Consider the following 12372-nt stretch of genomic DNA (forward strand, 5'->3'; position numbering starts at 1 on the left):
TAATCGCATAGATAAAAGGTAAGCTCTTGACTAGTAATCCAGTACATATAGTTCCTCCACAATTTATTGAACAATTAGCCGTTAGTGCTGATTTTTTATCTACCCGCGATATCTGTCAGTTAAGTCAGTCTTTTAATACTTGGTTAAAAGACGTCTTTATTGAACATGACATTAGTGATTTATTATCCTCGCGTGCTGTTTTTGTTGATGCCATTTTGAAAAAATTGTGGTGTCAGCACCACCTTGATGAGTATCAAATTAGTTTAGTTGCTGTTGGGGGTTATGGTAGAGCTGAATTACATCCGCAGTCTGATGTGGATATTTTATTATTAACGCAAGAAGACGTTAACCTAGAGTTAGAAGAAAAAATATCAAGCTTTATTACCCAACTATGGGATATAAAACTTGATATTGGTCATAGTGTTCGCTCAATTAAAGAGTGCTTAAAACAAGCGGTCAAGGAAGTAACCGTTGCTACTAATTTAATGGAAATGCGACAAATAGCAGGTAGTGAAACGCTTACCCAGCAATTAATGCCGTTATTACATGAAGATGTTTTTTGGACATCCGAGAAGTTCTTTATCGCCAAATGTAAAGAGCAAGAAGCTAGACACCAACAATACCGTGGTGCAGCATACACCCTTGAACCTAATTTGAAAGCAAACCCTGGTGGTTTACGAGATATACAAACTATTTCCTGGGTCGCTAAGCGACATTTTTCAGCCGACTCACTTGAAGAACTTGTTGAGCATAACTACCTCTACCCCAATGAATTTTTTGAGCTATTAGAATCACAAGATTATTTATGGCGCATGCGTTTTGCCCTACATTTTGTAGCCGGTCGAAGTGAAAACCGCCTTTTATTTGATTATCAAGCTGATGTAGCAAAAATGATGGGCTTTGGTGATGAAGGTAAAGCCCCGGTAGAACGTATGATGAAACGTTTTTTTCGTATTATTGCCCGAGTCACTGAATTAAATACCATGCTGTTACAGCATTTTGAACAAGCTATCATCAAGAAACCTGAACAGAGTAACGTTAGTATTATCAATCAAGATTTTGAGTTGGTTGATACCTTAATTAATACCCGAAATGATCGCATTTTTATGCGACCTGTCAAAATGATCGAGTTGTTTTTAATCATAGCCCAAGAGCCTGGTATTAAAGGTATACACTCACATACAATAAGATTAATGCGCAATGCACGCAGGCGACTAATCTCAGGGTTAATTGATTATGCTGAATGTCGCCGTATGTTTATGGCAATTATTCGTCACCCTCGTGGTTTAGGTTTAGCATTAACTTTAATGCACAGGCACAGTATTCTCAGTTCATATTTACCACTTTGGCGTAATATTGCCGGCCAAATGCAGTTTGACCTTTTTCATGCTTACTCAGTCGATGAGCATAGCTATCGGGTTATTAAAAACTTGCACCAGTTTAGTCAAAAAGAGCATAATCATAAATTCCCACTGTGTAGTAAAATAGTACAAAAAATTCGTAAACCTGAAGTACTTTATCTTGGTGGTTTTTTTCATGATATAGGCAAGGGCCGGGGTGGTGATCATGCAAAATTGGGGGCTGTAGATGCCTTAAATTTTTGTTTGTCACATCAAATGAGTAGACACGATAGTAAAATGGTGGCGTGGCTTGTAGAGCATCATTTGTTAATGTCTGTTACCGCTCAACGACGTGATATAAATGATGAGAATGTTATACGAACTTTCGGTGAAATTGTTAGGGATGAAGCGCATTTAAATTACCTTTATTGCTTAACCGTTGCCGATATGCGTGGTACCAATGAAAGCTTGTGGAATAACTGGAAAGCAAACTTACTTGAAGAACTTTACTTTAATACGTTAAGCGCTTTTCGTCATGGGTTAGAAAAACCAGTAGAAACTCGCTCTAAAATTAGAGAAAACCAACAGCAAGCATTAGCCTTGTTAAACAAAACAAATATAGACGAACAAAAAATCAAAGCGTTGTGGCGTGAATTTAGAGTAGATTATTTTTTACGCTACTCACCTGAGCAAATAGCTAGGCAATGTAAGTATATTCTCGAACACGATAGAGAAAAGCCCTTAGTGCTAATCAGCCCAGTACCCTATAGAGGCGGTACAGAGGTTTTTATTTTCACGAAAGAAAAAAGCGATACCTTTGCCAATACCGTTTCATTTTTGGTTACGAAAAAACTATCAATTCATGATGCAAAACTTATTTCTACAAAAACTGGTTATTCTGTCAATACCTTTGTCGTACTCGACAGTCGCAATAAACCGTTAAGAGAACGTTTCTACACTAAGGAAATGAGTCAAGATTTAGTTGATAGACTAGAGCAAGTTAATATCTGTGAGTTGCCTGAGCCAAAAATAGCAAGACACATGAAAAAATTTAAAGTACCTCTGCGTGTTAACTTTATTAAGATACATTCAAAAAATCGAACCATGATAGAGATAGTAGCCCTAGATAGACCTGGATTACTATCAAATATCGCACAAGTATTTCAGCAAGAAAAAATTAAGATTCATTCAGCTAAAATAACGACCTTTGGTGAAAAAGCGGATGATGTATTTACTATTTCTAGCGCCGAGAATGATGCACTAACGCTTCTAGAACGAGAAGCCTTAGCACTGCGATTAAAAGAAGAAATTGATTAATGACCATCGGACTACTTTATTGAACCCTTGGTATAAATTGGCTAGAGCCATAGATAACACAAACAAAATATAAATAGGAAAGCCAAATGACAGACTTAAAAAACTTAGCCGGCGTGATTGAACAAGCTTTTGAAGAAAGAGCAAGCATAACGCCCGCTACCGTTTCAAGTGAAATTAAAAATGCTGTACTCGATGCTTTAGCGGCATTAAACAATGGCAGTGCCCGTGTCGCTGAAAAAATAGATGGCAACTGGCATGTAAACCAATGGCTTAAAAAAGCGGTACTGTTGTCTTTTCGTATCTGGGATAACCAAGTAATTGATGGTGCAGAAAGTACTTTTTTTGATAAAGTACCGATGAAATATGAAGGTTATACACAAGCAATGTTTGAAGCAGACGGTGTTCGTGTCGTCCCTGGTGCCAGTGTACGTACCGGTAGTTTTATTGGTAAAAATGTTGTGGTGATGCCAAGTTTTGTCAATATTGGCGCTTTTGTCGATGAAGGTTGTATGGTTGACGCCTGGGCAACGGTTGGGTCTTGTGCACAGATAGGTAAAAATGTGCATTTATCTGGCGGTGTTGGTATTGGTGGGGTATTGGAGCCCTTACAAGCCGGGCCAACTATTATTGAAGATAACTGTTTTATTGGCGCACGCTCTGAAATTGTTGAAGGCGTTGTGGTAGAAGAAGGCGCGGTAATTTCTATGGGCGTTTACATCGGACAAAGTACCCGTATTTTTGACAGAGAAACAGGTGAAATACATTATGGACGTGTACCTGCTGGCTCAGTGGTAGTACCTGGTAATTTACCTTCTGCTTGTGGTACATACAGTTTATATGCTGCAATTATCGTCAAGAAGGTTGATGCTAAAACCCTCGCTAAAGTTGGTATCAATGAGCTACTTCGCTCAGTGTCTGAAGAATAATCATTTCAAGTTTTTTGTTAAACCGTTAAAAAATTGACACTAGTATGCTAATTAAGCTCACAATGGATTTATTCCTCAGAATAACTCCTTTGTGAGCTTTTTTTATCCACTCAATAAAGTTTAATGAAATTAAATTTACTCATGTTACTTGATATTACCCAATATTTTCATGAAATTACCGCAGTATAAAATAAGTACATTTTAAAAAATAATTTTATGGCATAACACTTGCCCTATTGATAATAACTCAATCATCATTATTAGTTATTGTTAGGTTTGTTATGAAAGTACTTAAAATATTTAGCTCTCTTTTTATCACTTTTGCTATTTCAGCTTGTAGCAGTACAGCACAAGTAAATTTTGAACCTCAAAATAATCACTACTACACTAAAGATTTTATCCACAGTGAGTTTACTGTCTATCATAAAGGCTCAGTAAAAAAATCAGCCTCTACCGACCAACAATTAATGTTCTCATTACTCAACAGGCCTATGCCAGAAGATCAACGTATGATGCTAGCTTTTGCTGAACACCAAGAGCGTTATCTGCCTGATAGCACGATAGTTGGCATTCAAATAAAAGGTCATAAACGAACCGAAGAAACTAAAGAGCGAGTATCTTCTAATTATGCTCATGTTATTGAACAAGACATCAACGCGGTAATGATTAGTGCTATGCCAAGATAAGCTAGTCGATACTCAATTTAATATATTAGTGCCCCTTCCCAATGGATTAAATCATAGTGATCAGTTGCCTATAAAATTATGCTTATCTATTACTATGTCATACTATCTATTGTTCTAGCGCTAACACCTATAACACAAGTTACTCTATTTTAAATCCCCCATAACAAAGTCGTTTATCCTATTGAATAATCATTGCTGATTAAAGACATCGGCTTAGTATAACTCTCAGATCGTTTAGTGTTATAATTTCCTTTTTTGTAGCCCTACAAGGCTTATAAAGCCCACTTTAACAGCAAGAGTTTGCTAAAAGGCATATAACATGACTCAAGATGAAATGAAAAAAGCAGCCGCTATCAAGGCATTAGAATTCATTGAAAACGACACTATAGTCGGCGTTGGTACTGGTTCAACGGTAAACTTTTTCATTGATGCCCTTGCCTCGTTAAAAGGTAAAATAACAGGTGCGGTTTCAAGCTCAGAAGAGTCAACTAAACGTTTAAAAGCCCATGGAATTGATGTCTTTGATTTAAACAGTGTTGATGTTTTAGATGTGTATATTGATGGCGCTGATGAAATCACTCGTCACATGGCAATGATTAAAGGTGGTGGCGCAGCATTGACTCGTGAGAAAATAGTTGCAGCGGTAGCCAAAAAATTTATTTGTATTGCCGATGACTCAAAACAAGTGAAAATCTTGGGTAACTTCCCCTTACCGGTTGAAGTCATTCCTATGGCGCGCAGTTATGTTGCTCGTGAATTAGTTAAGTTAGGCGGCGACCCTGTTTATCGTCAAGGCGTAATCACAGACAATGGTAACGTTATTCTTGATGTTCACAACTTCAAGATTTTAGATCCAAAATTACTTGAAGCACAAATTAATGCCATTGTCGGTGTTGTCACCAATGGTTTGTTTGCACTTCGTGGTGCTGACATATTGATACTCGGTAGCGCTGAAGGTATTCAGGTTATCCAATAATTCACTATTTTTGATTATTCCTGAGAATTTTTGATTTTTTTAAGGAAATATAAGGTTTTTAGGAATATTTATTCGGCAATGTGCTTAATAACTCTTTAGAGTTTATACACTATATGATATGTTAATCCTCTATTTAGATATCTAGCCATCTAAAAAACATATCAACCCGTTTAACTTTGAATAAGTGAAGCCAATTTATGACCGTTGCCAGCAAAAACTCGTTAGCAAAAGACAAGATTAAAATTTTATTACTTGAAGGCTTGCATCCAAGCACTCTTGAAGAATTAAAGCTAAAAGGTTATTCAAATATTGAATCGCTTAAAACCTCACTATCAGAAAGTGACTTAATAGAAAAAATTGCAGATGTTCATTTTATTGGTATTCGTTCACGTACTCAGTTAACTGATAAAGTGCTCAGTCATGCGAACAAATTGGCAGCTATTGGCTGTTTTTGTATTGGCACCAACCAAGTAGATTTAAAAGCCGCTCAAACACGTGGAATACCCGTATTTAATGCTCCTTTTTCCAATACCCGTTCAGTCGCTGAATTGGTCCTTGGTGAAACATTATTATTACTACGCGGTATCCCAGAGAAAAGTGCAAAAGCTCATCGTGGTGAATGGTTTAAATCAGCTGCTGGTTCCGTAGAAGCACGCGGAAAAGTACTCGGTATTATCGGCTATGGTCATATTGGTATGCAATTGGGTATTTTGGCTGAAACCTTAGGTATGAGAGTACGTTTTTATGATGTAGAAACTAAACTTCCTTTAGGCAACGCTAGCCAAGCACCATCGTTAGAGGCATTACTTGGTGAAGCTGACGTAGTCAGTTTACATGTGCCAGAAACAGTACAAACTCAAAACATGATTGCCCAAGCTCAATTTTCAGCAATGAAAGATGGTGCCATTTTTATTAATGCATCTCGTGGTACCGTGGTTGATATTGATGCCTTAGCAGAAGCGTTGGAGTGCAAAAAAATAGCAGGAGCTGCTATTGATGTATTCCCTGTTGAACCAAAGAGTAATGATGATGAGTTCTTCTCACCTTTACGTGGCTTTGATAATGTTATTTTAACACCACATATTGGTGGTAGTACCAAAGAAGCACAAGCTAATATCGGTCTAGAAGTAGCAACAAAGCTTGCTAAGTACTCTGATAATGGCTCTAGTCTATCTGCAGTTAACTTCCCTGAAGTATCTTTACCTGAGCACTCTACTCCAGGTCATACAGGTACCAGCCGTTTATTACATATTCATCATAACCAACCGGGTGTTTTGACGAAAATTAACCAAGCATTTGCTGAGCACAATATCAATATTGCAGCACAATACTTACAAACCGATGACAAAATTGGTTATGTTGTTATTGATATTGATTCTATAGATAGCGCTTTGGCACTAAAAGAATTAAAACAAATTGATGGCACAATACGCGCTAGAATATTGCATTAATATTTTAAGGGCTTAAAACCTCTTTAAATATCAATTAAAAATAAAGGCCTGCTTATAAATTTATAAGCAGGCCTTTTTATTTTAAAGGATATGTAACCTGACAATCTATCAATACGTTTTTTCTAGAAAGCTCAAATAGTTTTCGATGGAATTTACATTGCCTTTGTTACGCTGACAGACACCTTTTTGATATTGGAAATTAAACACATCAAACCATAGATCAAGTAAGTGTGCATTATTGGTCTCGCCATGCATATCTAACACTCTAGCCGCAACCTCTGCGGTTGAAAATTGGTGTTCAAGTTCAGTTTTTCTAACAGTATAGCGAGAATCTTGGCCGACTGGCGATAGTTGACTATTGTTCTCACTTTGACAATGACCACTGACCGCTTGAATAGCCGTTTTTACATCAAAGGACACCATTGGAAACCGATCTAAATACGGACTTTTACGGAACATTTTCTTTGCTTCGCGCCAACTACCATCGAGCATAATAAATAATGGTCTTTTACCTTCTGGGCAAATAACAGTATTGGTAAAAACTTTACGTTCATCACCAGCATACTCTTGTGGAAAAACTACCAGTGGAAACCATTGTTCATCATTAATCACCGCTAACAAGTCGGGATTATCTTGAGTTCTTGACCATAAGAAGGCAAAAGTATCAGGAATGAGATCGGCAATGAGTTTACCGGTATTACTCGGTTTTAATACTTCCGTGTCATACATTAATAACAAAAAACCTGCGGTTGTCTCTACTTTCTCTTTAATAGGAGATATTTCACAGATACAAAACGGCTTCGCAAGCTGACAAAGTTGACAACGAATAACCCGTTGTCCTCGTGATTTGTAGGTGGTCGTACTTAGGCTTTTACGGTATAGATGTAGTTGATGGACAGCGTGCATGTTTCACTAAATATAAGAATAAAAAAAGACCACGCAATTATAACAGTACGGGGTCTTAGTGTTGAGCTATTATTAGCGCTTTAATTATCGCGCTCATTAAGCCTCTTATTATTTAAGCTATTATACCAAACGGATTGATTTATTGACCAACATAGAGCTTCATTAGCGAGCTTAGAACAAGCAAAACAATTTAAGCACAGTTATTCTATATATCATTTTTTTTGTGATGTGATCAGTTTGCTAGTGAACTCCCGAAGGGCGAGTTTAAAAGGCTTACATGTAGCGTTATTAATTTTGACAAGGGAATAACCATTCTCTTCAATCAATGCCTTGCCTCTAAGCCTTTTAATTCTCGCTAAGTGTCCAATAAATTAGTCCGATTGGTATTACTTAGTTGTAGTATGAGTTTCTTCATCATGACCTTGTGTCACGGTAAAAACATTCGTCGTTGAAAGCGGTTTGATTTCAGCTTTAAGTTGCTCTTCAATCGCGTCAACCTCTGCAATACTAATACATAAAGCCTGTGCTTTCTTTTCTATGACAGCAGTTCTCACTGTCATTTCATGTTCGATACTCTCACCGAAGTTTTCCATACGTGTTTCAAAGCTTTGTTCATCACCCTGTGCGGTAATCATCTGTTGACCCATAGCAATTAAGATGCTGCCCATAGAATTTAATACGGCCTTTTCTACCGCGGATTCGATACGTTGATCAAAATCTTTACCAAGTAATTCATCACTCTCTAAGCCATCGATACCAACTGAAATACCATTTTCAATAGATAGCTTGGTCACGACCTGTTCTCGAATTAGTGTTAACTCTTTGGTTAAATCAGCCGCTACAGTATTCCCTTCACCAAGTAAGCCATTGAAGGCAAGATTTACCCCTTGAACAGCCAAGTCAACACCTTCAATGGCAACATTTCTAACCTGAGGTACTAAGTGACGTATTTTTTCATCATATTTTTTCAGTAGCGCTTGTTGGCCGTCGGATAACTCAATATGTTGGTTATCGACAAGCAGTTTATTACCATCGGTAATTTTGTATATACTGCGCTTTTTCTCGTCATTTTCACCTTCAGTTTGTAGAAACTCAATTGAGCTAGCATTGATAGTGAAGCCTGCCGATAAATCAACATTACATGATTCATAAGCGTATGCAGCCGATGATGCAAGTGATACCGTGAGTGCGCTAGCGATTAATGAGCTGTGAAAATAATTCATGATTCTATCCTTATGAAATTAGAGTTTACTGATATACATATTTGTTATTTTAGTAACCATTACTTGTATAGTGTTACAAACATAGTGCCAACTTTATTTTCATACAAATATCATACAGATAGAGATATATCAATATTAAGGGATTGATGAAATGTAAGATAATTAGTCAAATTAACTAATTATTAGCTATTAGTTATAAGCTTTAAAAGAAGAATTATTAACTGCTTTGCATTTCAATTAATCGGGACTGGCAGCGTTCAAACTCAAAAGCAAGTTGCTGCCCCTGATACAGTTCAAATATATCGACTTGGGCGCTAACAATTAATTTAACATGTTGATCGTAGAATTCATCAACTAATGCAATAAATCTTCTTGCTTCATCATCAAGTTGTTGTAACTCTCCCATTAACACACCACTGCGTTGGTAACTGTCCTCAACCCCAGAGAAAACTGCTGGTACTAACTCACCAGAGAACGTAGGTACGTTGGCAATAAATACGGTACTGAAATCTTTCGCTAGCACCATATAATCACGTTGACTGCGGGGTCCTGAGCATAAAGCGAAAAAATCAAAGAAAATAATGTCACCATTTTGCGCTATATAGTTAAGCTGACGGTTATTTATTTCTATCTGGCCAGAAGCTAAATCTGCAGTATCAGTCAAGCTTTTAAAGCGCTCTATTAATGCTGTATTGCCTTGGTTTTCTAATAAAAAATAATTATTATAATGAGCGTTTTTACTAAGCTTACTGCGGCGATGATCGATGTCGCCATCAATAGATACAATCTGACAATGTTGATTTATTAAAGCTATGGTTGGTAAGAAACGTTCTCTTTGTAAACCGTTACGATAAAGTTGCTCGGGTTTGCAGTTCGACGTTGCTACCAGCGTTACTCCTTGAGATAAAAGCGCTGAAAACAAACCTGAAAGCAACATAGCATCGCCAATGTCGCTAACAAAGAATTCATCAAAGCAGAGTAAATCTATGTCGGTAGCCCATGCTTTAGCAATGCAGGTTAAAGGATCTGATTGCCCAGTTAATTTGGCTAGTTGTTGATGGATACTTTCCATAAAATGATGGAAATGGATTCGTTTTTTATTATCTATGGCTAAGTGATGATAAAATAGATCCATCAGCATAGTTTTACCGCGCCCTACCCGGCCGTGAAAGTATAATCCAGCGACAGTTTTTTTTAGCTTGGTCGGCAATTGTTGTTGAGCTAACAATTGGGCAGATAATATAATTAAAGCATCGACGGCTTTAGTTTGAGCGGCATCAAAATCGAGCTGCTTGTTGTCAAGCAGCTCTTGGTAGGCACGTTTCATTTAGCTTTTTTCATTGAAAATATTCAGAACTAGTTAGTTAAATGACGAGCGTTGAAGGTACGGCCTTTCATTTTCCCTTTCGCTATTTTTTTCAACGCTAAGTTTAACGCTGCTTTAGTCACAGCAACATAGGCTTTGTTATCGAGCACTGAAATTTTGCCAACTTGTGAACCTTGCACACCATTATCGCCGGTAAGTGCACCTAAAATATCTCCAGCTCTAACTTTTTGCTTTTTACCACCATCAATTTGAATAGTTGCCATTTTAGCTTGTGGACGTTCATAGCCAAGTACCGCCAAAGAAGGTAGCGGCTCCGGCGTAATAACGGCTTCAAGATAGTCTTCAAGTAAACCAACTTTATAACTTTCTTTATCACTAAATAGTGAATAAGCGATACCTGTGCTGCCTGCTCGACCTGTACGACCAATTCTATGTACGTGTACTTCACTATCGCGGGCGATATGATAATTAATAACTAAGTCTAAGCTATCAATATCCAAACCTCGTGCAGCAACATCGGTAGCTACAAGAATTGACGCACTTTTGTTAGCAAAACGTAATAATGTTTGATCTCTATCGCGTTGCTCTAAATCGCCGTGTAAAGCTAACACGCTAAAACCATCAAAATGTAAGGCATCAGCGACCTGTTGGGTTTCTTTTTTGGTATTACAAAAAATGGCCGTCGATTCAACTTGGTTATCTAATAACAATAAACGTAACGCTTCTAGTCGACTATCATCATTACTTACTTTAAAAAATTTTTGACTAATAGTTGATTGATCTTCACTAGAAGCGATTTTCACCATCACTGGATCTGTCATGATGCTTTCGCTAATAGACTTAATTTGGTCAGGAAACGTAGCACTAAAAAGTAACGTTTGACGGTCAAGTGGTGTACGTCCAATAATATTATCAAGTGCCGCTTGAAAACCCATTTCTAGCATGCGGTCAGCTTCATCAAGCACTAATAAATTTAAGTTATCTAATTGTAAGGTGCCTTTGATAACATGTTCTTCAAGGCGACCTGGGGTACCAACAATAACATGTGCGCCATGCTCCAAAGAACCAATTTGTGGCCCAAATGGGGTGCCACCACAAAGTGTCAATATTTTAATATTATGAATACCACGTGCTAGTTTTCTCAACTCTTTTGCAACTTGGTCAGCCAGCTCTCGGGTAGGACAAATGACTAAGGATTGAATGCGAAATTTTTTAACTTCTAGTTTGTTAAGTAGCGCTAAACCAAAAGCAGCAGTTTTACCTGAGCCAGTTTTAGCTTCACCAATAACATCTTTTCCCTTAAGCAGTTCAGGTAAGGTTTTAGCTTGAATTGGTGTCATTTTCTCATAGCCAAGCGACGATAAGTTTGTAACTAAATCCTGTTTCAAGCTCAACGAAGAAAAAGCCAACGATGAAGTAGTTGTATTAGTACTCAAAATAAACGCCTCTGGTTTAAAGCGACTTAGTCAAAAACTAAGCCAAAAAATAAGAAAGCTATCAATACAAAGATAAGAAAACTTTCATGAGATAGATAATGCGCGCATAATAACAGTAATTTTTGTACAACCCCAGTATATTCAACCTATGACAACAGTTTCAAAACAGTTATTAGTAGAGCAATGGCAAACTTTGAATGACAATCATGAGAATTATGAGAATTATGCGTTAATAATCAAACTTGTGGCAATCACTATCACTTTGTTTGCCTTTACCTTTTCAGTGACGAGTATGGTTACATTACTATTATTGGCAACGCTCTGGTTGCAAGAAGGTATTTGGAAAACCTTTCAGCAAAGGACTGCAAGTGCGATAATAGCAATAGAGGATAAATTAGCCCTTAATGAACTAGAGCAAACAAACGAGTCCATTAAGCCTTATTTATTCTATAAGCAGTGGCAAGTTAACCGCCCTAGTACAAAGGCACTCATTGTAGAGTATGTTAGTAATTCGTTGAAGCCAACGGTGTTATACCCGTATATCCCTTTAATGCTTATAGTTATTATTTTTTAATAGTAAAAAAGTAGAAAGTTTTAATTTAGATGTAGAGACAATAAGATGAATAGAAAAAAGAAAATGAATACTATCTTGAAAAAGAAAGTAAAGAAAATGAATGCTAAGTTACATACTGATAATAAACCTAAGTATGTATCAAAAGCCGACAGAGCTAAACTTGCTGAAGAGGAAGATAAGCAAGTAACTGATGTAGAATAATATTGGCAT

General features: G+C 37.1%; 11 protein-coding genes. 7 read left to right on the forward strand and 4 right to left on the reverse strand.

Annotated features, from left to right (window positions below):
- The first annotated feature begins 26 nt into the window (after positions 1-26).
- The 5 genes from glnD (at position 27) to serA (ending at position 6696) form a co-directional block, all read left to right on the forward strand.
- A complete protein-coding gene (gene glnD / locus CXF71_RS13205; protein ID WP_101233422.1) occupies positions 27-2657 on the forward strand; it encodes a [protein-PII] uridylyltransferase in 2631 nt (876 codons plus the stop codon).
- Positions 2658-2743: 86 nt separating this feature from the next.
- Complete coding sequence (gene dapD / locus CXF71_RS13210; protein ID WP_101233423.1) at positions 2744-3583, forward strand: 2,3,4,5-tetrahydropyridine-2,6-dicarboxylate N-succinyltransferase; 840 nt, start codon at positions 2744-2746, stop codon at positions 3581-3583.
- Positions 3584-3864: 281 nt separating this feature from the next.
- Positions 3865-4269, forward strand: coding sequence for a hypothetical protein (locus CXF71_RS13215; RefSeq protein WP_101233424.1), 405 nt, complete (start codon positions 3865-3867; stop codon positions 4267-4269).
- A gap of 319 nt (positions 4270-4588) precedes the next feature.
- The gene (gene rpiA / locus CXF71_RS13220; RefSeq protein ID WP_101233425.1) at positions 4589-5245 is read left to right on the forward strand and encodes a ribose-5-phosphate isomerase RpiA; all 657 of its coding nucleotides are present in this window, start codon (positions 4589-4591) and stop codon (positions 5243-5245) included.
- A 197-nt stretch (positions 5246-5442) separates the two neighbouring features.
- Positions 5443-6696 (forward strand): phosphoglycerate dehydrogenase, encoded by a 1254-nt coding sequence (serA, locus tag CXF71_RS13225; protein WP_101233426.1) that lies wholly within the window; start codon positions 5443-5445, stop codon positions 6694-6696.
- Positions 6697-6804: 108 nt separating this feature from the next.
- On the opposite strand, the gene CXF71_RS13230 is transcribed toward serA, so the two are convergent.
- The 4 genes from CXF71_RS13230 to dbpA form a co-directional block, all read right to left on the reverse strand.
- The gene (locus CXF71_RS13230; protein WP_101233427.1) at positions 6805-7602 is read right to left on the reverse strand and encodes a tRNA-uridine aminocarboxypropyltransferase; all 798 of its coding nucleotides are present in this window, start codon (positions 7600-7602) and stop codon (positions 6805-6807) included.
- Between the two features lie 386 nt (positions 7603-7988).
- Positions 7989-8825: a DUF2884 family protein gene (locus CXF71_RS13235; RefSeq protein ID WP_101233428.1), complete on the reverse strand. Its 837-nt coding sequence runs from the start codon at positions 8823-8825 to the stop codon at positions 7989-7991.
- Between the two features lie 217 nt (positions 8826-9042).
- Entirely contained in the window at positions 9043-10152 is a 1110-nt protein-coding gene (zapE, locus tag CXF71_RS13240) for a cell division protein ZapE (protein ID WP_101233429.1), read from the reverse strand.
- A 29-nt stretch (positions 10153-10181) separates the two neighbouring features.
- Positions 10182-11588, reverse strand: a complete 1407-nt coding sequence (dbpA, locus tag CXF71_RS13245) for an ATP-dependent RNA helicase DbpA (protein WP_101233430.1) — start codon at positions 11586-11588, stop codon at positions 10182-10184.
- Positions 11589-11736: 148 nt separating this feature from the next.
- Between dbpA and CXF71_RS13250 the strand changes: the two genes are divergently transcribed.
- Both CXF71_RS13250 and CXF71_RS13255 read left to right on the forward strand, forming a co-directional pair.
- The gene (locus CXF71_RS13250) at positions 11737-12162 is read left to right on the forward strand and encodes a hypothetical protein (protein ID WP_101233431.1); all 426 of its coding nucleotides are present in this window, start codon (positions 11737-11739) and stop codon (positions 12160-12162) included.
- Between the two features lie 45 nt (positions 12163-12207).
- Entirely contained in the window at positions 12208-12363 is a 156-nt protein-coding gene (locus CXF71_RS13255) for a DUF2986 domain-containing protein (RefSeq protein WP_101233432.1), read from the forward strand.
- Positions 12364-12372: the final 9 nt, after the last annotated feature.

This window comes from Colwellia sp. 12G3 (assembly GCF_002836775.1).
Lineage (GTDB): Bacteria > Pseudomonadota > Gammaproteobacteria > Enterobacterales > Alteromonadaceae > Colwellia.